Source organism: Ruegeria sp. ANG-S4 (assembly GCF_000814005.1).
Lineage (GTDB): Bacteria > Pseudomonadota > Alphaproteobacteria > Rhodobacterales > Rhodobacteraceae > Ruegeria.
Genome location: NZ_JWLK01000004.1, coordinates 99,962 through 120,394, shown reverse-complemented (window position 1 = coordinate 120,394; position 20,433 = coordinate 99,962). Strand labels below are relative to the sequence as shown.

Below are 20,433 nucleotides of genomic sequence, written 5' to 3'. Positions count from 1 at the left end.
CAAGCAGACGTGTCAGGATTTGGCCGAGATTATCAGGTCCGGGCCGAAAATCGTGTCCGCGTGATTGCTCAGATAGATCTTTAGCCAAGGGGTATACCGATCCGGGTGCCGTTTCACTTCGGCCAACAGATCATGGTAGTCCATCCACCGGGTATCCATGACTTCGTCAGGATTAGGGTCTATTTCCAGCGGTTTGCGTACATGGGCCAGAAACACGTCGACAACTTCGTTCTCGACCATACCGTTGCCAACATCGGCGAGGTACTCCAACCTGTGTCGGTATTCCGGATAAAGCCCGGTAATCCCAAGCTCTTCGTTCAACCGCCTCACCGCGCAAACCGATGCGCTTTCGTTCCAATCCGGGTGCGTGCAGCAGGTGTTCGCCCACAAACCGGGCGTGTGGTATTTGCCCAGCGCGCGACGTTGCAACAGAATTTCGGTGCCGCGCACCACAAACACCGAGACGGCCTTGTGCTTCAGACCTTTTTCATGCGCCTCCAGCTTGTCGACCGGGGTAAGCGCCCCGTCTACCCATGCCGGGATCATGATTCCCATCCGTCTTCTCCTGCTGCCGATCTTTTTCGCGGCGGTCTTCATGAACTGGCTCTGGCCTGATCGGCTTGGCGGGTTGACTGCGTCTTGCAGCTTTGCAACCGCTGTCGTCAAAGTGGCGCTGATCGGCGCATCAATCAAGCGCACGAAAGGCCGCAGGGGCTGCGGCCTTTGACAGTGCTGCTTTAAGCCTTGTTGCCTGACGTCATTCGCCTGAAACGCTCACGATATAGGCATAGACGTCCTCGGCTCCTTTTTTCAGCTTGAACGTCATCTTGGATTTGGCCGAAGTCTGATCAAGATAGTCTTTCAGGAACGCCTTGGGGTCTTGCGTATAGGCCACAAAGGTCTCTTCATCCCAGACCAGCCCGTTTGCACCGGCCTCGACGATACTGTCGCCATACCGGAAGTCTTCGACGGTACCTGCGGTGCGGCCCGAGATGCCGTAAAGGTTTGGCCCGGTTTTACCGCCTTTCACAATCACCTCGCCCGCGGGATCGGCAATCATGTGGCAGGATTTGCATTTGTTGAACGCCTTTTTACCGGCGTCGGCATCCCCTTCGGCGAAGGCGGGGACGGCGAGCAGACCAACAATTGCGGCGGCGAGTATTCGAGTCATTGCTGAAACTCCGTTGAGACTTGGCTGAGTAAAACTGAAGCCCACGACCCTGGGAAGTCAATTGGCAGATTGACGCGCGGCATTTCGAAAAACGGAAATCGCCTTGGTATCAGGTCGATTTTGCGTGCAATTCAGACCAACAAGGCAGCAGATCGCCCTCGGCTGGAGTTGCCAAATACACCGCACGCGCAATCGCACGGCTCAGACACAGCGATGCAGCATGACCAATTTCGGCCATCGCTGCGGGATCGGACGCTATTGATCGCGCACCGGTGCTGACGCCAAAAACCAGATCACCATCGCCGGGTGTGTGCGCGGGCACGACTGCTCGGGCAATACCGTCATGTGCCGCGATGGCAAGTCGCTCGCATTGCGGTTTGGTCAGGTCAGCATCCGTGGCCACGACGGCGATAGTTGTGTTGGTGGTGTCGGCCGTGGCCGGTCGCATAGCCCGCGCCTTAAGGCTGACCGGAAAAGACCCCAACCCCGTCGCCGGATCCGGCCCAAGCCCGCCAAATTCAGACCCTAATTCGAACGATGCGGCCCAGAAATGCCGATCACCGGGTGTCGTCACGCTGCCAAGCGGGTTGGCCGCTACAAGCGCCCCGACCGTAATGCCATTGTCCAATCGCATCGATGCCGATCCAAGACCACCCTTCTGCATCGCCGCCAATGCGCCGGTTCCGGCCCCCGCCGTTCCCAAATCAAACGACTCGGAAGCGGCCAGAAAAGCCGCGCGCCCTAACCCGCGATAGGGATTATCGGTCCAGTTCTTTTGTCCACCGTTCAACAGATCGAACAGGATGGCGCCCGGCACAATCGGGACCGTAATCGGCCCGACAGCAAAGCCGCGCCCTTGCTCCTGCAAGGCATCCACCACGCCAGAGCAGGCGTCCAAACCAAAAGCGGACCCGCCGGACAAAACAATGGCATCGACGCGATCAACAGACTTGTTCGGCGCAAGAAGGTCCGTTTCCCGTGTTCCCGGAGCGCCCCCCATAACATGGACGGACGCCGCAAAGGGGTCATCCGCCGTCAGCACAGTTGTGCCAGACTTCAGTGTCTCATCCTGCGCATTGCCCACTTTGATACCGGGAACATCGGTGATCAGGTTCTGAGGTCCGGGGGTCACGATATACTCCTCAGATGCAGCGGCCGCCGTCGACCTCAAGCGCGGCGCCCGTGATCATGCTGGCTTCGTCCGAACAAAGAAAGCAGGCGGCGTTTGCCATATCCTCGGGCGTCGAAAAGCGGCCCAGAGGGATCGTCGACAGGAATTTGGATCGCATTTCCGGTGTGTCTTCGCCCATGAAGGACTTCAACAGGGGTGTCTCGCCCGCAACCGGACAGATCGCGTTGACCCGTACCCCGGACGGGGCCAGTTCCACGGCCATGGTTTTTGTTGCCGTGATCATCCAACCCTTGGAGGCGTTGTACCAGTTCAGATTGGGACGCGGAGACAGGCCGGCCGTAGAGGCCACATTCAGAATGGCACCCGTTCCCCGCGCCTTCATTGCGGGAACAAGTGCGCGGGCCGTCAGATAAACCGACTTCATATTCACGTTAAAAACACGGTCGAAATCCGTTTCGCTGACCTCTTCCAATGGCGCTGGCAGATGGGTGATGCCCGCATTGTTGACCAGAATGTCCAACCGCCCGAACCGTTCCGTCACGACGTCGGCCATGGCTTGCACCGACTGTGCATTTGCCACGTCCACCAACTGGGCAATCGCGTTCGGGCCAAGCTGTTTCGCCAGAACTTCGGCTGCATCCCCGTTGACATCGGCGATCATCACACGTGCGCCCTCGGACAGGAATTTTTGCACGATACCGGCGCCAAAGCCGGACGCGCCGCCAGTGACGATAGCCGTTTTTCCCTCTAACCTCATGACCTTAAACTTCCTCCCGCCGCCAGACTAGCAAGGCGCAATGAAACGTCCAGATCAATCTTCTGAAACCTTGCCGCGCAGCGCCTTCACGTCTGAACGCGCCTTTTTTGCAGCCAGACGGCGCTTGACCGACCCATAGGTGGGTTTCGTTGCGATCCGCCGTTTGGGTTTGACCAAAGCGCGGGTAATCAATTCTGCCAGGCGCGCGCGGGCAATCTCGCGGTTTCGCGCCTGCGACCGGGTTTCCTCGCACTGGATGATGATTGCGCCATCTTTGGTCCATCGGCGTCCGGCCAGACGTTTCAACCGGCTTTTCACTGGGTCGGGCAGCGAAGGTGAACGCGCGGCTTCGAACCGCAGCTCAACGGCGGTCGAAACCTTGTTCACTTTTTGCCCGCCAGGGCCTGACGAACGCACAAAGCTTTCCGTCAGCTCCCAATCTTGCAGGGTGATATCGTCGGTGATGCGCAACATGTGCCGAACCTTACAAGCGCCACGTAAAAACAGAAAGGGCCGCCCCGGTGGGACGGCCCTTCGAAAGTTCAGGAGGTCGGGTCGGTTAGATCATTCGACCAGCCGGAGCGCACGCTCCGCCAAGGGCTGCCCTAACAGGCGATCCCCCCGGTTGTTCCGACACCTCTCTCCAATCTCTTTCTTGACACTGGATCACCTCCTTTTCTATCTGTTGCGGTTAAGAGTGAGCGTGGCACAAGTTGTGCCAATCTCAAAGCACTTTTTTACGCGGGCTGCGCCGTCAGTCGGGCCACGATCACTTTGAATGGAATCAAGGCGATCAGCGCCAAAGACAGCTTCACCAACCAATCGGCAAAAGCCAGGGTCACCCAAAGCGGCGCCATCGGGCCCGTCAGCATAAAGGGCACAGGCTCCCACGCCCAGTTGATCGCTGCATCGGCATTGGTGCCAAAGAAAGTGACCGATGCGGAAAAGGCCAGCGTAAAGAAGATTGCAGTGTCCAGTGCCGATCCGACCAGCGTAGACACCAGCGGTGCGCGCCACCAGCGACCACCACGCAACGAGTTGAACACGGTCACGTCGGTCAATTGTGCGATCAGGAAGGCTGTTCCGGATGCGACCGCGATCCGCAGGGGTACGGCGGCATAGGTGAAACCGTTGCCTTGCAGCATGATCTGGCTGCCGATCAGCGAACAGATGATGCCGGTGATGAAACCGGCAAACACAACCTTGCGGGCCGTGGCAACGCCGTAAACCCGATTCATGATGTCTGTGACCAGAAAGGCCAGCGGATAGGTGAAGGCACCCCAGGTCAGAAGTCCGTCAAAGATCAGGAACTGCACAAGGATGTTGGACGCCACAACGATGGCGGCCATGGCAATAATGCCGGGAATATATGAGCGTTGCATTTTCAGATGCCCGTTTTGACAAGGTAGCGGCGACTTGGCCAAGGGAGTGTCCCAAGGCAGGCCGCGCTTCTAGCGGCTCGAATCGTCTTTGGCAAGTCAGTCGGGCAAAAGGTATTCGACCAACTCGGTCTTTTGCAGCGCCAGAAAGTTGTCGTCCGAGACCATCGTGGCACGCAGCTGCCCTTGGGTGTCACGCCAAACCGACACCCCTTCCAGATTGTCGTGCGTTCCAGACGCAGTCTCAAGCAACGTCTCTTCCGCGCTTGGTCCCGCCTGACCCAATTGCCACCGGCGGAGGCGCGATCGAAATCCAAACATCGACACGCTGCGCTCCAGAACATAAAAGCGCCCATCCGGCCCGAAATCGGCAGCGACGGGCAGAAAACTCCCGCGCTGCTGCAAAACGAAAGGCGTAGACCAACCACCGCCATCCCAGCGATAGACGGGGATGTCGCCCGCGGCAGTGCGGCTTTTTTCAGTCAGGGTATACAGGCGACCGCGATCATCCATCGCCAACGCTTCGAATGACCCGTTGCGCTCCAGCTTCTGAAACGCTTTGGGCCTCGGCAATACCCACGCAGGCGATTTCGGAGAGGCATAGTACGCGACCCGATGCACCCCTTCGAACGAGAGGAAGAAACCTCCGTCCGCGGTCACGGCGATGCCTTCTGAGTCTCCGGCGCGCCCCGAAAGCTTGTGGCCCCGGCTGGATAGCAGAGGTGATCGGCTTTGAACTGCGATGTCCGCAATCTGGTCGCCACGGCGTTCGATCCGTGCTGTCACGACGTTCGACCGGTCGCTCACCGCAATCATCTGTCCACCGTCTGCAGACATATGGATTGCCGAAAACCCGCCAAACCAACCGGCACTCTCTCGCCACGCGTAACTGCCCAAGAAGACAGCCTGCTTGCTTTCGACCGCGCCGACAGGAAACGCCAGCACAACCGCCAGACTCAGTTGGATTGCAAAACGGCGACGCATTGTTGGGGTAGGTCTGCAAGCCGGTATTCACCGCGCTTTTTGGGCGCTGGCGCGTTCGGATCGGGTGGCGGCGGGTTCAGGATATTGTTCACCCATTTCTGCGCGTCTTCACATCCATCCCCTTTTGGTGGTGGATCCTGATTAACGCAGCCTCTGGACCCCCGAGGGCAGCTCAGCCGCACATGGAAATGATAGTGATGCCCCCACCAGGGTCTGATCTTGCGCAAATAGGCCCGGTTGCCCTTTTCGTCATTGCACATCTGAACCTTGGCACCGGGGAAGACAAATATCCGCGCAACGCGTTTGTCTTTTGCGGCGGCCCGCAGCACCGCATGGTGCTGTTTGGTCCAGTTGCTGTTCACAAAGGCCCCGTTGGCGCGGCGCAGGGAAATAGACGAAATGTTCTCGCGGGCTTTCCGGCTCAGGCGCATGTCGCTGCCGGGCAGCATCCAGATGTCTATATCAAGCCCCAATTGATGCGAACGATGCCCGGACGTCATCGGACCACCCCGCGGTTGGCTGATGTCCCCGACATACAGACCATTCCAGCCCGGCTGCTTGGCCGCAAACCGGCTTAGGTCCTGAACATAATCGATCGCGACGGGATGCCCCCAATTGCGATTGCGCGACAAACGCATCGCCTGCCATGTTGGCCCCGTTTCCGGAAGCTGGACCGAACCTGCGGCGCAACCGCGCGAATAGCTGCCGAATGCCGCCGGTTTTTGTTGTGAACTGACCTTCTGCGCCCCGAACAATTGCTTGGCCAAAGGCTGTGCACCCGCCGTTCCTGCCCATGTCACCGCGACGAGTATTCCTAAAAAACGTAATAAATTCATTTGCTCTGATCCCCTTCCGGTTTAACCCAGCGCATCAGGACTAGGCCCAGAATAAACAACAGAATGATCGGTGACACCCCCAGACGCGCGTTGCCGGTCGCGACGGTAGCGATGTCGATCAAAATTGGCGCAACAAACGCCGTGGCCCGCCCGGACAGTCCGTACAGGCCAAAACTTTCCACCGGTGCCTTTGGATCGGTGTGTCGCACCATAAGTGAGCGGCTGGCAGACTGCAAAATACCGCCCATTCCGCCGATCAGTATCCCACATCCAAAAAACACGAAATCGGGCAGTTGCGATCCCTCGGGCAGCGCGATCCCCATAATCTGCGTCCGATCCATCGAAACGACAGTTGCACAAACCAGGATCAGCACCCAGATGGCCACCAGAATAACCGGTTTAGGGCCGTATTTCCGGTCCAGTTTTCCCCCGATCCATGCAAACAGCGCCGAGGCCAGAACGCTGACAATCCCAAACACCCCAATCTTGATCAGATCCCAATCCAGGACCAATCGCGCGTAAACGCCACCAAAACTGTAGAGCCCGTTCAATGCGTCCCGATAGAACATTGAAGACCCGAGGTAGGCTGCCAGACTGCCCCGGTGGCGAAGATCGGCAATCGTGCTGCCAAGCAGACGCAGCGCCTGCCCCATGCTGCCATGCTTGCCGGTTCGCTCGCCATCGCGGACCCACATAAAATAGGGCACCATGAACAAAATGAACCAAGCGGCCGAGAACGGCCCCACAAACCGGGTCCCTTCGCTTTCGGCGGCGTCAAGTCCAAACACCGGGTCGATCCCGATCAGGGTTTTGCCGTTCGGCTGCTCGACAAACATCGTCAGAACGATTGCCAAAGAGATGAGGCCCCCCAGATAACCGAATGCAAAGCCCGAGCCCGATATCTCTCCGACCTCGCTTTCGTCCCCCAGTTCGGGCAGTTGGGAGTTGATGAAGATCAGCGCATATTCCGCGCCAACAAACCCAAGACCAAAAGCCGACAGCATAAGCCACATGTTCGACCCGTCCGGAAACGTGTACCACAGCGCGGCGGATCCAACCGCGTACATCAGCGAAAAGCAGAAGATCCAGGGCAACCTGCGTCCGGTCACATCTGCGAAGGCCCCCATTAGCGGCGCACCGAATGCGATGATCAATCCCGTGATGGCAAGGCATCTGGCCCAAAGACTTTGCGCCTGCGCATCAGCTGCCTGAGCATCAAGCCCGGTGCCCGCGAAATACTCGGCTGCAACGCCGGCAAAGTACGGTCCGAAAATAAAGGTGACGAGCAGCGTGTGGTACGGCTGACTGGCCCAGTCAAAAAACCACCAACCCCAGATCCGCTTTCGCTTGGAAATCTCTGCCATGACTGCCCTTGTTTTCGTTGCTTTCATAAGACGGACCTTTGGCGCATAGCGCAAGTGTTCAGTTGGCGCACACTTGCTCTTTGCCGCCGGGGCGCTTAGGTCTCTGGCAATTGACGAACGGAGTGCCCATGCTGTCGCTGATCCAAATCCTATTGCTGATCCTGGACATTGTCTGGTTCATCATCCTCGCCCATGTGATCATGAGCTGGCTGATCAACTTTCAGGTGCTTAACCTGCAACAGCAACTTGTGGCGCAGATCTGGTATGGTCTGAACCGTATCCTAGAGCCGATTTATGGACCCATCCGACGTGTTCTTCCCAATATGGGCGGGCTGGACCTGACACCTTTGGTCGTGCTGGTCGCCGTCTATGCGCTGCGGATTATCCTGATCAACAACGCGGTCTATTTCGTCTGACCTCTTGTTCACTGAATCTTAGTGTGTGATTGTCCTGTCTTAAGAGCAGATAAAACTTAAAACAGGGCCAACCCGCACATGTTCGACGCCGCACCCTTGTTGCGAGATGTCTTTGGATTCGACGATTTCCGCCCCGGGCAGGAAGAGATTGTCGACGCCGTGACCGCCGGCGAAAACGTGTTGGCGATCATGCCCACAGGTGGCGGAAAATCCCTGTGCTATCAACTCCCTGCATTGTTACGAGACGGCGTTACCGTGGTGATTTCGCCGCTTATCGCCCTGATGCGCGATCAGGTGCGCGGTCTGCAGGAAGCCGGCGTAGAGGCCGGTGCACTGACATCGGGCAACACACCTGAAGAAAACGATGCGGTCTGGGACGCGTTGGAAGCCGGAAGGCTGAAACTGCTCTACATGGCGCCGGAACGGCTCGCAGCCGGATCAGCACTGGGCATGCTGCGACGGATCAATGTCAACCTGATTGCGGTGGACGAAGCCCATTGCGTCAGCCAGTGGGGCCACGATTTTCGCCCAGACTATCTGCGGATCGGAGAGCTGAGGCGCGCGCTGAAGGTTCCGCTTGCCGCCTTTACCGCGACAGCTGACGCCGAAACACAGGACGAGATCGTCCAGAAACTGTTCGACGGCACCGAACCTTTCAGGTTTTTGCGTGGGTTCGACCGCCCCAACATCCATCTGGCGTTTGCCGCCAAGGACGGGCCGCGCAAACAAATCCTCGACTTTGCTGCTGCGCGCAAAGGTCAGCCCGGTATCGTCTACTGCGGAACCCGCAATAAAACCGAAGCACTCGCGCAGGCACTGCGCGACGAAGGTCATGCCGCCTGCTATTACCACGGCGGGATGGAGGCCGAAGATCGCCGAATCGTCGAAACCCGTTTTGCGCGCGGGGATGGGCTGATCGTCGTCGCAACCGTTGCTTTCGGCATGGGCATCGACAAGCCGGATATCCGTTGGGTTGCGCATGCCGATCTGCCGAAATCCATCGAGGCCTATTATCAGGAAATCGGACGCGCCGGGCGCGATGGAGGACCGGCCGAGACGCTGACCCTGTTCGGCCCCGACGATATTCGCTTGCGCCGCTCACAAATCGACGAGGGGCTCGCCCCACCAGAACGGCGCATGGCCGACCATGCACGGCTGAACGCTCTGCTGGGGTTGGCCGAAGCGCTGTCATGCCGTCGTCAGACCTTATTGGGCTACTTCGGAGAACAAGCCGCCCCCTGCGGCAAATGCGATCTGTGCGATAGCCCGCCCGAGGTATTCGATGGCACCACCCCCGTCCGCATGGCCCTGTCCGCGATCCTGCGCACCGAGGAATGGTTTGGTTCGGGGCATTTGATCGATATTCTGCTGGGCAATGAAACGGACAAGACCCGCGCCCGGCGCCATGAAAGCCTGTCAACCTGGGGTATCGGCACAGACTGGTCACGCCCGCAATGGCAGGCGATTTTTCGTCAGATGATGGGGCACGACCTGATCCGTCCCGACCCAGAGCGCCACGGTGCGTTGCGCATGACCGAAACCGCCAAACCGATCCTGAAGGGCGAGGCGCAGATCAGTCTGCGCAAGGATACGATCCGTAAAGCCACCCGCCGCCCCGCTGTCAAAGCAATGGTGGCCGAAGAAGACGCGCCTCTGCTGTCCGCACTCAAGTCCAAACGCCGCGCTCTGGCCGAGTCCGCTCGAGTCCCAGCATATGTCATTTTCCCGGATCGCACTCTGATCGAAATGGCCGAAAAGCGCCCAATGTCCTTGGACGACATGGCGCGTATTGGTGGGGTGGGCGCAAAAAAGCTGGAACGGTATGGCGATACGTTCTTAAAGGTGATCGCCGGAGAGGTTGCCGCAGTACATCCGGTTCGTCGCAAACTGGCGGGTCGTGACCAAGGCGATATTTACGACCAACTATTGGCTGTTCAGAACGACCTGGCCCGTGGCCCGGACGGTACCGACAAACCGCTGACCTGCTCGGCCTCGCAGCTTGCCAAGGTCGCGAAGCTGCGCCCTGACAACCCGCGCGGATTGGAACAGGTCTTGGGGGATCGCCGGCACGAAAGGTTCGGCGAAGCCTTTCTGGACGTGTTGCGGCAAGCGGGCTAGATACCCCGGTGAAGGCAAGGAACGAGGGCAGATATGCTGGTAGTGATTTCCCCGGCCAAGCGGCTGGACTGGGCGGGGCGGGACGTGGACGTCACGCAACCGGATTTCCAGGATGACGCCATCCGCCTGTCCAAAACCGCGCGCAACCTGACGCTTGGCGACCTCAAAAAGCTGATGGACCTGAGCGACGATCTGGCCCGGCTGAATCGGGACAGGTATCGCACCTTTGCTGAAGCGCCCGCAGCAGAGGCAACACGCCCGGCAGCTCTGGCCTTTGCCGGCGACACTTATCAGGGTCTTGAAGCGGCATCGCTGGATGCGGATGAGATGGACTGGGCGCAGGATCATCTGCGCATCCTGTCCGGGCTTTATGGCGTATTGCGACCGTTGGATGGAATTCAGCCTTACCGGCTTGAGATGGGAAGCAAATTGAAGACCCGCCGCGGCAAAAACCTTTATGAATACTGGCGCGACCAACTCGGCAAGGCCCTGAACGCGCAAGCCGACGCGGTCGGAAGCGATACCTTGGTCAATTGCGCCAGTCAGGAGTACTTTGGGGCGGTTGATCTTAAAGCACTTAAGCTGAAAGTGATCACGCCCGTCTTTATGGAAGACAAGGCCGGAGCCTCCAAGATCGTCAGCTTTTTCGCCAAAAAGGCGCGCGGGGCGATGGCGCGGTACATCATTCAGCATCGGTTGACGGACCCGCAGGCACTGCTGGAGTTCGACAGCGGCGGATATGAATACCGACCGGAGCTTTCGGGCGAAGACAAACCCGTCTTCGTGCGCCCTTATCAAGCCTGACTTAACATCGACCTGTCATAGGCAACCAGTTCAACTGTGTTACCCTCGGGGTCTTCGGTGAAAATTCCGCGCCAGCCAATCCAATCGAAGGTTTCGACGCGGTAGGATTGGCCGATCTGGTCATACCAACTCATTACGGCTGCCTGTTCATCAAAAGGCAGCGACAGGGCAATATGATGCAACGACGAGTTGCCTCCGGTTACCGGTCTATCGTCTCCGGTTGGGTGCAGGCCCGGACGAGGCGCCGCTTTGTGATGAAAAAGCGCAAGAACCTGCGTATGCCCATCAAATCCTGCGGCAATCCGAAAGAACGTGATGGCGCTGTTGTGATCACCACTGAGACGCTCCAAACCAATTACATCTTCGTAGAAGGCAACCATTGCGCTCATGTCTGAGCAGCGAATGGCAATTTCGCCAAGTGCGCGGACGCGAAAATTCTTTGGATGTGGCATGGGGCCAGAATAGCCCCCATGCTTGTCGATTTGAACCGCCCAAGGCGTCAATCAGCCGATGGAGAGTCATCCGTCAATGCAGCTGTATCTTCAGGATGGTGATCCATGATCATTTGGTGGATCAGTTTCTTGTGCAGCGGTTTTGTCAGATAATGATCCAGACCAGCGGCCAGGATGCCCTGATCGTCTCCGGCCATTGCATGCGCCGTTAGGGCAACGATGGGCACGCTTTTGGCGGTGCCGATTTCGCGTCTTCGGATCTCCGCTGTGGCTTGTTTTCCGTCCATCTGCGGCATCGAGATGTCCATGAAGATCAGATCCGGGTTGAAGTCCAAATAGGCTTCGACCGCCTCCAGCCCGTTGGCGGCAAACCGCAGTTCGATGTTCAGGTCCTTGGTCATCTTTCGAAAGATCAATTGATTGGTCCGGTTGTCCTCCGCCGCCAATACCCGCATTTGTCTCTGGTTTTTGCCAGCTGGCTTTTTGACTTCCGGATGTCGCGTCGGTTCGGGGCTTGCCGCACGCGGCACACCAAGGTCCAGAAGCCGGGCGTACAGCTCGGACCTGGGGATAGGTTTCTGCAACACACCGTCAATCAGGTTGTGCGTGGGGTCGGCGTGAATGATGGCGGGATTGGCGGACATCACGACGATTGGCAGATCATCCCAACCCTGTCCCCGCAGGGTCTTGGCCAATTCCAACGCTTCCATATCCGGCAAGTCCTGATCGCAAATCACAAGGTCAACGGTATCGTTGATGGCCCCAAGTGCGGCACCACCGGATTCACATACGGTAACCTGCGACCCCAGGCGCCCCAGTTGCTTGGTCAATATCGCCCGGTTCACTTCAAGGTCTTCGACCACGACAACATTTTGCAACTGGTCGGCCAGATTCGGCGGTGCAGGCTGTGGCCCTTCCGCCGTCGGCAGCGTGATACGGAAGCCGAAACACGACCCTTTGCCCGGCTCGCTTTCCACCCAGACCGTTCCGCCCATCATTGTGATCAGCCGCTTGGTGATTGCCAGCCCGAGCCCAGTCCCCTCGAATTGCCGGTTGCGCTCGTCTTCGACCTGATTGAACTCGCCGAAGATATGCGAGATTTTGTCAGTTTCGATCCCAATCCCGCTGTCTTCGATGGCGACGTGAATGTCACAGCTTTGCGCATCTGAATTGGGAACCCCGGTAACCCGGACCAGCACATGCCCGTCCGAGGTAAATTTGACTGCGTTGCCAACAAGGTTGGTCAGAATCTGTCGAATACGGCCCGGATCGCCCACAAACAGGGTCGGCAGGAACAGGTCGTAATCCACCAGCAGCGTCAGTCCTTTGTCGCGAACGCTGGGCTGCAGCAGCATCGAGACTTCAAGGATACACCGCTCCAAATCGAATTGTTCAGGATGCAGCGCAAGCTTGTCCGCCTCGATCTTGGAATAGTCCAAGACGTCGTTGATGATGACAAGAAGTGCCTCGCCCGAGTTGCGGATGGTATTTACGTAAAGCCGTTGCTCATCACATAACGGAGTTTCCGTCAGCAATTCTGTCATGCCGACAATGCCGTTCATCGGAGTGCGGATTTCGTGGCTCATGTTCGCCAGAAAGGCGGATTTGGCACGATTGGCCGCCTCGGCACGCTCGCGCGCAGCGTGCAACTCGGCCTCGTGCCGGACGGACGACGTTATGTTCAGTGCCAGGCTGACCACATCCCCGTCCGAGCCGCGCTGGTCGATAAGGCGGATATAGTGACCATTCCACAGTTGGATCACGATCGGTTCGGGGTTGGAACACGCCCACCGACGCCGCATATTGGCTTGCCAGTCAGCAGCGGAGTCTTCGCCGATGTCGACAATGCCTTCCTGGGTCAGAAGATCGAGAATACGGTCGTACGATATACCCGGGGCGACCTCGTCCAACCCCTCAAACACGCTGAGATAAGCCTTGTTTGCGCTGATCAGGTAACCGTCGCCATCAAAAAAGGCAAATCCGTCCTGTATCGTCTGGATCGAATGCCAAAGACGGCGTTCGGCGACCTCGATCTTGGCATGTGCGACCGTCAGATCGGATTTGACCTTTTCGTTTTCGCCACGAACGGTTTCCACCTCAGCCTGGGTTTCATCAATCTGGCGCGTCAAGGCAATCGCGTGGCGGCCCAGTTTCTGGTTTGCCGCTGACAGTTCAGCCTGCTTCAGTTCCAACAACCGCTCTGCCGCAAGGCGGGCGCGCCTTTCCTGGGATAATTTTTCAGCAAGGCTCATAAAGCGAAAATCCTCGGACCGTCTCGTCCCAGCATCCGCGCAGATCGTGAAAAAGTGCTTAAGCCTCTATCGTCGCCCTTCGCGCAGCCACCCGGCCACCAGGAACCCGCCAGCCAGAAGCAGGGCAAGCCACGGCGGCAGTAGGCCCGCTTGTGTGACGTCGCGGGTCTCATAGGCATCGCGGGGGGTCAGACCGATCCACCCGCGTCCGGCAGCAGGTCGCCCCGCCCGCACATTACGTAGGGCCGGCAAACCGTCTTCGACGCGAATTGCGCCCCCGCGTAAGCTGGCGAGCACGGGTGCCAGAACCTCATCCGTCGCGATTGTCCGTTCGAACTCTTTCGGTGCAGCGGGACCCAGACCGATAACCGCCGAATGATCACCTTCCTGCAATCGGTAAAGGCCGATCTCGGGCCCGACATAAACGGTTTCGAACCGACCCGGTGAAACTTCGCGCAGTTCCACCTCGAGCGTTTCGCCATTCGGGCGGGTCACAGTGACGGGCCCGACTTCTTCGCCAAGGGTCTGACGAATAATGCGCATCGACTGGCCATTGGCCTCGGCCCACAGTGCTTCTTCCTCAAGCTCGGGCTCTTTCATCATCCAATGGGCAAGCCTGCGCAGCAGTTCCAGTTGGGGGCCACCGCCTTCGAATCCGCGGCTCCACAACCAAGCATGATCCGAGGCCAACAGAGCCACACGGCCTTCGCCTACGCGATCCAGAACCAGCAGGGGGCGATCTTCCAGACCGGTCATCAGAACTTCGCCTGTCCGGTGTTTGACATCGATCTGCCGCAACCATGCGCCCCAGTCCTCGGCCTCTCCCAGGTCGGTAGTCACCGGATGCCTGTGGCCCAGATCGGTCACCATTGGAACAAACCGCTCCTCAATAACGCGCGCCGTTGGCTGCGCCGGCAGCATCGAGGCCAGTGGCGAGCGGAAAATACTGTCAGCAGTCGCAAAGTCCGGACCGGCCGCGACCAGCACCGCACCCCCGTCGTTGATGTAGTTTGTGACGTTGTCCAGATAGATCGCGGGCAATATGCCACGCCGTTTGTAACGGTCAAAGATGATCAGGTCGAAATCATTGATCTTTTCGAGAAACAGTTCGCGCGTGGGAAAAGCGATCAGCGAAAGCTCATCCACTGGGACGCCGTCCTGCTTTTCAGGCGGACGCAGGATGGTGAAATGCACAAGATCGACAGAGCTGTCTGATTTCAGCAGGTTACGCCAAGTACGCCCACCGGGATGCGGTTCACCTGAAACCAAAAGCACGCGCAGGCGGTCGCGCACCCCGTTCATCTGAATGAGGGCCGTGTTGTTGCGGTCGGTCAACTCGCCTTCGGCCTGCGGGACCGAGAACTGAATGACGTTGCGGCCACCATGCGGCAACGTGACCGGCAGTTCCACATCCGTCCCGATCGGAATCGTAAAACGCTCGGGCTCGGCCCCATCCACGGAGATTTCGAGCGGGGCGCTGGTGGCGCCTGCCGGTGCAGCGCCGCTGTCTTCGACACGCAGCGTCAGCGTGATCGGTTCGCCAATGATGGCAAAGGCTGGGGCGTTGCGGACAATCAGTCGGCGATCCCAATCCTCGGCACGGCCTGTTTGCAGCAAATGCATCGGGGCCGGTAAATCCGGTGCCTGATCGGCGTCGTGCACCAACCCGTCCGATATCACCAAAATTCCGGCTATGCGCGCCCGTGGCTCTTCGGCCAATGCCTCGTTCACCGCAGCCATCACCTGTGTGCCCTCATCGCCGTCGCTGTCGCCAACGCGAATCCTGCGCAATTCGGTATTGTCGCGCGCCTCGATGCGTGCGGCCAGGTCTTCGGCGGTTTGCAGCGTCTGCTCGGCACGATCCGACAAGGTTTGGCTGGCGCTTTCGTCTTCGATCATCAGAACGATATCGGTCAGCGGCGCGCGGTCCTCGATCTGATAGACCGGGCCAGACAGCGCGGCAAGAACGACCAGCGCTGCCAACCCACGCAACGCCCACCCCGAAAGGCCACGCCACAACGCAAGGATCACCCCGCTGACAGCAATTGCGGCCACCACCAGCAACAGAGGCCAGGGGACGAGCGGATCGAAAATTACGGTTCCTGTCATTGCCCCAACCTGTCCAGTAGAGCGGGCACATGGACCTGATCGGATTTGTAGTTTCCGGTCAGAACGTGCATCACCAAATTGACCCCAAACCGGTTCGCAAGCTCGCGTTGACGCTCACCGGCATAGCCGCGCCCAACAGGCAACAAGGCCTGTCCGTTTCGGTCAACGGCCCATGCTCCGGCCCAATCGTTGCCGCCAATCACAACCGGCGTAACGTTGTCGTTGAGGTTGCGGAACGGCATGCCCTCGATCTGCTCGGCGTCCAAAGGCGCGGATTCCACCCAGACGCCTGAACCCGCATAGCGGCCGGGGAAGTCCTGCAACAGATAAAAGGCTCGTGTGAGAACGTGATCGTTCGGAACAGGCTCTAACGAAGGGATGTTCAGCGGAGCGGCCAGTTGCTGCAGCTTGCGGCCATTGGGGCTGGAAGCCCCAAACTCGGCAATATCGGCGTCGCGGGTATCGAACAGGATCATTCCGCCCGAGCGGAGGTATGTGTTGAGTTTGGCATAGGCTTCGACCGAAGGTTGCGGTTGATCCGGCGTGATCGGCCAATACAGCAGCGGGAAGAAGGCAAGCTCGTCACGCTCCAGGTCGACACCGATCGGTTCAGCCGGTTCAACCGACGTTCGGAAATACAGAGTCTGCGCCAGCCCCCGCATTCCGGCAAGCGCAATGTCGTCAACCTCGCGATTGCCGGTCAATACATGGGCCAAAACAAGCTCGTGAGTGGCATTGAGCGCAAAGTCGGTATCTTCGGGTGCCTGTGCCCTGGCATCCGGGGCGATCAGCAAAGCACCCAGTACCACGGCAGCTGTTCGTGCCATTCCCAACCGTCCCGACAAGGCGAGCGAGGCCAGCACATCGATTGTCAAAAGGACAAGTGCGAGGCTGAGCAGCAGACCCCCAATCGGGGTTTCCGTGCTGACCTCTTGCCCTCTGATCGGCACATCCGCCGGCCAGACAACCGGGGTGAGCACGGCGTCCTCGGACAAGACGTTCAGCGCCAGTTTTTCCTTGCCGCTTTCGTACAAGCCCGGACGCAGATCCGGCCCGATTTCGCCGCCGATCAGCTGGGCGCCGTCCACCCCCGGCAGGCTACCGGCATCGGACAAAGTACCGAACCCGTCCAGAATCTGGATCGGTTCCCAAGTGGTGCCCTGAAGCTGTTCCTGCTGTCGCGACTTTGCAGCCGAAGCGACCGCCAATCGGTCCAGCATCTCAACAAACAGGCCCGACAGGGGCAAGCTCGACCATTCGGCATCTGCCGTGACGTGGAACAACACCACTTGCCCCAAACCCAAGGCCTTGCGCGTCACCAAAGGCGTTCCATCAGACAGCGATGCTATGACCCGATCTGCCAAATCCGGGTCCGGCTGCGCCATCACCTGAGTCGTTACATTCACGTCCGCAGGAATCCGCAGGCCAAAAAACGGAGAGGAGTCCGGGAACGGTGCCAGACCCTTGGCTTCGCCCCAACTCATCGCTCCACCGACTGAGCGCCCGCCGCTGCGCAGGCGAACGGGCAAAAGGATGTCCTCCTCATCGCGGCCCAGATCGCTGGCGGCCATGCGCGGTCCGGCAAAACGCAAAAGCAACCCGCCCTGTTCGACCCATTCGACCAATGCGGCCTCTTCGGTTTCCGCCAAAGTGGCAACGTCTGCCAGTACAATCACATCCGGGTTGGCAGGCAGAACGTCAAGCAGGCCGCCATCCACGAAATCAGCCGTGGGACTTAGAACCTGTGTCAGATAATGCAGCGGCGACAGCAGTTCCAATCCTTCACGGTTGAGCGTTCCCGCAATCAACGCGACCTCGCGTCGACGCAGGCTGTCATCCGTCAGGGTTATCGCCCCGGCAGAGCGTTGGCCCTGTATCTCGAACCGCGTGATTCTGGCGCGCAGTTCGGAGGGCAGCGCTAGCTCAATCTGCGCCAGCGTTTCACCGCTTTCGAACTGCATATCAACCGACTGCAGCACGCGCATCGTTCCAGCCGGGTCCCGGCCCTGCGCCAGAACGGTGATGTCGGCAGCCGGACCGGGTGCCGCCCGTACCGCTGTCAGCTGAATGACCCCGTCCTGATAAGAGGCAGGCAAAAGGGCCGTCACCGCGGACGCGGCCCGGTAAACCGTTACATCCCCCCGCGCCTGCAACATCGCAAGCATCTGATCATGGCCCGGGTAATCCAGCCGGTCGCTAAACCAGTGGGTGTCAAACCCGCCTTCGACCTGGGTTAGAGCCTGAACAGATTGTGCAACCTGCGCCTCGGTCGGTTGCCACGCTTGCGGCGTCAAACCCGGAAGACGGCCGCGCCAAGCCTCCGCAGCCTGAAAGACCGGAGCCTCGGGTTCGGACAACCGCAGGATGGAAACTGGGCGACCCGCACGGCCCGCTTCGGTCAATTGCGCGTCGATCTGATCCAGAACATTGCCCCATCGCGACGCCCCCGCCCAACTGGCGTCCAGAACCAGCAAAAGCGGACCCGTCCCGGTTTGATCCCGCGAGGGGTTCAGGACAGGTCCGGCCAGCCCGATGATGATCGCAGCCGCCGCCAGCATTCGCAGCAAAAGCAGCCACCAAGGTGTCCGGTCCGATACGCTTTCATCATCCTTGAGACCCAACAAAAGGGTAACGGCGGGGAACAAACGGCGGATCGGCGCCGGCGGTACCGCCCGCAGGATCAGCCACAGAATCGGCAGCGTCAGAAGACCCAGAAGAACCCAAGGCGCGGTAAACCCGATGCCCGCCAAAACCGTCATTGCGTGCCCCCGTCAAGCGCCCGGTAGAGCCACAAAAGCGCGCTTTGGGGGCTTTCAACCGTATGGTGCAGGCCCAATTGCCAACCCGTTGCGCGGCACAGATAGGTCAAAGCGTCTTTACGCCGGGCCAGGCGATCCAGATAGCGGTCGCGCAAATCCCCGGCCTTGAGCGTCTCGTGCCGGGTCGTTCCGCCGACGCTTTCAAAGATGGTGCGGCCACGGTAAGGAAACGACTCTTCGCTGGGGTCCAGAACCTGAAGCAAAACGCCGCGCACACCGCGGTCGGCAGCCTTGGTCAACGCAAGTTCGACCTCGTCCATCGGACCCAGGAAATCGGAGATGAACACCGCACGCGCATGAGGGATCATGGCGCGATGTTCAGGTGGGGAATAATCGGCATCCGAATCCTCTGACCAAGCCTGTGCAAGACGCACAATCTGCGCATTTCCGCGCCGGGGCGGCAAGGTCGTTCCGGTCAAACCAACGCGTTCACCGCCACGAACCAGAAGGATCGCAGTCGACAGGCCCAAAAGACGCGCCCGATCGGCTTTGGTGGCCAGCGTCTTTTCGGACGCAAACCGCATCGAAGCGCCCTGATCAATCCACAGCATCACCGATTGCGCGATTTGCCATTCCCGCTCGCGCACAAATTGCTGGTCCCCCCGGGCCGACCGGCGGTGATCGATCAAACGGCGGCTATCGCCGATCTGAGCAGGGCGATATTGCCAGAAATCATCGCCCAAACCGGCGCGACGGCGACCATGATCTCCAAGCAGAACGGTGCCTGCCAGATGCTCTGCCCGTGCAAGCAGGGGCGGAAGCCGCGATGCCTCGGCCTCGGACCTTTCGCGAAGGGTCAGCGCGGCATTCACGCTGCAGCCTCGGTACGGACCAACCCGGCTGCGGTGGACTCGATGAGTTCGGCCAGACTGTCGCCGCGTGCCCGCGCCGCAAAGTTCAATGCCATCCTGTGGCTGAGAACGGGCCGCGCCATGTCCATGACGTCTTCGGCGTTGGGAGCCAGCCGTCCTTGTAGCATGGCGCGCGCACGGACCGTCATCATCAGCGCCTGGGCGGCACGCGGGCCGGGGCCCCAGGCAACGGTTTCGGCAACGCGCTCGGACGCGCCTGCCTCATCCGGGCGGAAGGCGCGGACCAGATCAAGGATCAGTTCGACCACGGACTCGCCGACCGGCATGCGCCGCAACAAAACCTGAGCAGCAAGCAGGTCTTCCTTGGTGAAAATCTGATGCGCCTCCTCCTCTTCAACCCCGGTGGTCGCAAGCAAAATATCCCGCTCGGTCTGGCGATCCGGGTATTCAACGTCGATCTGCACAAGAAAACGGTCCAGCTGCGCTTCGGGCAGGGGATAGGTCCCTTCCTGCTCAATCGGGTTCTGCGTCGCCAGAACATGGAACGGAACCCCAAGCGAGCGGTCTTCGCCGGCCACGGTTACCGTGCGTTCCTGCATCGCCTGCAACAGCGCGGATTGGGTTCTGGGGCTGGCACGGTTGATCTCGTCCGCCATAAGTAATTCGCAAAAGATCGGGCCGGGAATAAAGCGGAAATGACGGCTGCCATCTTCGGCAGTGTCCAGAACCTCGGAGCCAAGAATATCGGCGGGCATCAGGTCGGGTGTGAACTGGATGCGGTTGCCATGCAGGCCCATCACCGTCGACAACGTCTCGACCAGCCGTGTCTTTCCAAGCCCCGGCAAACCGATCAGCAAAGCGTGCCCGCCGCACAACAGCGCGGTCAGCGTCAGGTCGACGACCCTCTCCTGTCCGATGAAACGGCGAGTGATCGAGGACTTTGCCTCTTGCAGCTTGTTTTCAAGCGCCTCAATCTCGGCGACAAGCTCGGCAGGTTCGGACATAAGGTTCCCTTCCGTGGACTGTTA

Annotated in this window: 18 protein-coding genes; 3 read left to right on the top strand and 15 right to left on the bottom strand. The window is 59.3% G+C overall.

Features of this window, described 5'->3' with window-relative positions; all coding sequences use genetic code 11:
• Positions 1-12: 12 nt before the first annotated feature.
• The 9 genes from idi to RA28_RS11285 all read right to left on the bottom strand — a co-directional run bounded on the left by idi (position 13) and on the right by RA28_RS11285 (position 7,623).
• The gene (gene idi, locus RA28_RS11325; RefSeq protein WP_039529386.1) at positions 13-555 is read right to left on the bottom strand and encodes an isopentenyl-diphosphate Delta-isomerase; all 543 of its coding nucleotides are present in this window, start codon (positions 553-555) and stop codon (positions 13-15) included.
• 202 nt (positions 556-757) lie between these two features.
• Positions 758-1,171, bottom strand: coding sequence for a c-type cytochrome (locus tag RA28_RS11320; protein ID WP_039528473.1), 414 nt, complete (start codon positions 1,169-1,171; stop codon positions 758-760).
• A 109-nt stretch (positions 1,172-1,280) separates the two neighbouring features.
• Positions 1,281-2,303, bottom strand: coding sequence for a P1 family peptidase (locus RA28_RS11315; RefSeq protein ID WP_039529384.1), 1,023 nt, complete (start codon positions 2,301-2,303; stop codon positions 1,281-1,283).
• A gap of 10 nt (positions 2,304-2,313) precedes the next feature.
• Positions 2,314-3,060 (bottom strand): SDR family oxidoreductase, encoded by a 747-nt coding sequence (locus tag RA28_RS11310; protein WP_039528469.1) that lies wholly within the window; start codon positions 3,058-3,060, stop codon positions 2,314-2,316.
• Between the two features lie 54 nt (positions 3,061-3,114).
• Positions 3,115-3,534, bottom strand: a complete 420-nt coding sequence (gene arfB / locus RA28_RS11305; RefSeq protein WP_039528467.1) for an alternative ribosome rescue aminoacyl-tRNA hydrolase ArfB — start codon at positions 3,532-3,534, stop codon at positions 3,115-3,117.
• Positions 3,535-3,797: 263 nt separating this feature from the next.
• On the bottom strand, positions 3,798-4,442 hold the full coding sequence (locus RA28_RS11300) for a queuosine precursor transporter (protein WP_039528466.1): 645 nt from the start codon (positions 4,440-4,442) through the stop codon (positions 3,798-3,800).
• A gap of 96 nt (positions 4,443-4,538) precedes the next feature.
• Positions 4,539-5,423: an esterase-like activity of phytase family protein gene (locus RA28_RS11295; RefSeq protein WP_039528463.1), complete on the bottom strand. Its 885-nt coding sequence runs from the start codon at positions 5,421-5,423 to the stop codon at positions 4,539-4,541.
• A complete protein-coding gene (gene mepA, locus RA28_RS11290) occupies positions 5,396-6,259 on the bottom strand; it encodes a penicillin-insensitive murein endopeptidase (RefSeq protein ID WP_039528461.1) in 864 nt (287 codons plus the stop codon). The genes RA28_RS11295 and mepA overlap by 28 nt, the downstream gene beginning before the upstream one ends.
• Positions 6,256-7,623 carry an MFS transporter gene (locus RA28_RS11285; RefSeq protein WP_039529382.1) on the bottom strand — a complete coding sequence of 456 codons (1,368 nt, stop codon included), beginning with the start codon at positions 7,621-7,623 and terminating at the stop codon, positions 6,256-6,258. The genes mepA and RA28_RS11285 overlap by 4 nt, the downstream gene beginning before the upstream one ends.
• Before the next feature lie 128 nt (positions 7,624-7,751).
• Between RA28_RS11285 and RA28_RS11280 the strand changes: the two genes are divergently transcribed.
• From RA28_RS11280 to yaaA, 3 genes are all read left to right on the top strand, one after another.
• The gene (locus RA28_RS11280; RefSeq protein ID WP_039528459.1) at positions 7,752-8,039 is read left to right on the top strand and encodes a YggT family protein; all 288 of its coding nucleotides are present in this window, start codon (positions 7,752-7,754) and stop codon (positions 8,037-8,039) included.
• 78 nt (positions 8,040-8,117) lie between these two features.
• Positions 8,118-10,157, top strand: a complete 2,040-nt coding sequence (gene recQ / locus RA28_RS11275) for a DNA helicase RecQ (RefSeq protein WP_039528456.1) — start codon at positions 8,118-8,120, stop codon at positions 10,155-10,157.
• A gap of 33 nt (positions 10,158-10,190) precedes the next feature.
• On the top strand, positions 10,191-10,961 hold the full coding sequence (gene yaaA / locus RA28_RS11270; protein WP_039528453.1) for a peroxide stress protein YaaA: 771 nt from the start codon (positions 10,191-10,193) through the stop codon (positions 10,959-10,961).
• Here yaaA and RA28_RS11265 read toward each other — a convergent pair.
• The 6 genes from RA28_RS11265 to RA28_RS11240 all read right to left on the bottom strand — a co-directional run bounded on the left by RA28_RS11265 (position 10,952) and on the right by RA28_RS11240 (position 20,409).
• On the bottom strand, positions 10,952-11,413 hold the full coding sequence (locus RA28_RS11265; RefSeq protein WP_039529380.1) for a VOC family protein: 462 nt from the start codon (positions 11,411-11,413) through the stop codon (positions 10,952-10,954). The genes yaaA and RA28_RS11265 overlap by 10 nt on opposite strands.
• 47 nt (positions 11,414-11,460) lie before the next feature.
• Positions 11,461-13,665: a response regulator gene (locus tag RA28_RS11260; protein WP_039528449.1), complete on the bottom strand. Its 2,205-nt coding sequence runs from the start codon at positions 13,663-13,665 to the stop codon at positions 11,461-11,463.
• Positions 13,666-13,731: 66 nt separating this feature from the next.
• Positions 13,732-15,774 carry a membrane protein gene (locus RA28_RS11255; protein WP_039528445.1) on the bottom strand — a complete coding sequence of 681 codons (2,043 nt, stop codon included), beginning with the start codon at positions 15,772-15,774 and terminating at the stop codon, positions 13,732-13,734.
• Positions 15,771-18,533, bottom strand: coding sequence for a DUF4159 domain-containing protein (locus tag RA28_RS11250; RefSeq protein ID WP_039528442.1), 2,763 nt, complete (start codon positions 18,531-18,533; stop codon positions 15,771-15,773). The genes RA28_RS11255 and RA28_RS11250 overlap by 4 nt, the downstream gene beginning before the upstream one ends.
• Entirely contained in the window at positions 18,530-19,405 is an 876-nt protein-coding gene (locus RA28_RS11245; protein ID WP_039528438.1) for a DUF58 domain-containing protein, read from the bottom strand. The genes RA28_RS11250 and RA28_RS11245 overlap by 4 nt, the downstream gene beginning before the upstream one ends.
• A complete protein-coding gene (locus RA28_RS11240) occupies positions 19,402-20,409 on the bottom strand; it encodes an AAA family ATPase (RefSeq protein ID WP_039528435.1) in 1,008 nt (335 codons plus the stop codon). Before RA28_RS11240 ends, RA28_RS11245 begins: the two co-directional genes overlap by 4 nt.
• Positions 20,410-20,433: the final 24 nt, after the last annotated feature.

What these genes read in the sequence shown, in the direction of transcription:
- RA28_RS11280 (WP_039528459.1), top strand. Translation starts at nt 7,752, where the DNA reads ATGCTGTCGCTGATCCAAATCCTATTGCTGATCCTGGACATTGTCTGG.
- mepA (WP_039528461.1), bottom strand. Translation starts at nt 6,259, where the DNA reads ATGAATTTATTACGTTTTTTAGGAATACTCGTCGCGGTGACATGGGCA.
- RA28_RS11295 (WP_039528463.1), bottom strand. Translation starts at nt 5,423, where the DNA reads ATGCGTCGCCGTTTTGCAATCCAACTGAGTCTGGCGGTTGTGCTGGCG.
- RA28_RS11310 (WP_039528469.1), bottom strand. Translation starts at nt 3,060, where the DNA reads ATGAGGTTAGAGGGAAAAACGGCTATCGTCACTGGCGGCGCGTCCGGC.
- idi (WP_039529386.1), bottom strand. Translation starts at nt 555, where the DNA reads ATGGGAATCATGATCCCGGCATGGGTAGACGGGGCGCTTACCCCGGTC.
- RA28_RS11285 (WP_039529382.1), bottom strand. Translation starts at nt 7,623, where the DNA reads ATGGCAGAGATTTCCAAGCGAAAGCGGATCTGGGGTTGGTGGTTTTTT.
- RA28_RS11260 (WP_039528449.1), bottom strand. Translation starts at nt 13,665, where the DNA reads ATGAGCCTTGCTGAAAAATTATCCCAGGAAAGGCGCGCCCGCCTTGCG.
- RA28_RS11300 (WP_039528466.1), bottom strand. Translation starts at nt 4,442, where the DNA reads ATGCAACGCTCATATATTCCCGGCATTATTGCCATGGCCGCCATCGTT.
- RA28_RS11250 (WP_039528442.1), bottom strand. Translation starts at nt 18,533, where the DNA reads ATGACGGTTTTGGCGGGCATCGGGTTTACCGCGCCTTGGGTTCTTCTG.
- RA28_RS11255 (WP_039528445.1), bottom strand. Translation starts at nt 15,774, where the DNA reads ATGACAGGAACCGTAATTTTCGATCCGCTCGTCCCCTGGCCTCTGTTG.
- yaaA (WP_039528453.1), top strand. Translation starts at nt 10,191, where the DNA reads ATGCTGGTAGTGATTTCCCCGGCCAAGCGGCTGGACTGGGCGGGGCGG.
- recQ (WP_039528456.1), top strand. Translation starts at nt 8,118, where the DNA reads ATGTTCGACGCCGCACCCTTGTTGCGAGATGTCTTTGGATTCGACGAT.
- RA28_RS11320 (WP_039528473.1), bottom strand. Translation starts at nt 1,171, where the DNA reads ATGACTCGAATACTCGCCGCCGCAATTGTTGGTCTGCTCGCCGTCCCC.
- RA28_RS11240 (WP_039528435.1), bottom strand. Translation starts at nt 20,409, where the DNA reads ATGTCCGAACCTGCCGAGCTTGTCGCCGAGATTGAGGCGCTTGAAAAC.
- arfB (WP_039528467.1), bottom strand. Translation starts at nt 3,534, where the DNA reads ATGTTGCGCATCACCGACGATATCACCCTGCAAGATTGGGAGCTGACG.
- RA28_RS11265 (WP_039529380.1), bottom strand. Translation starts at nt 11,413, where the DNA reads ATGCCACATCCAAAGAATTTTCGCGTCCGCGCACTTGGCGAAATTGCC.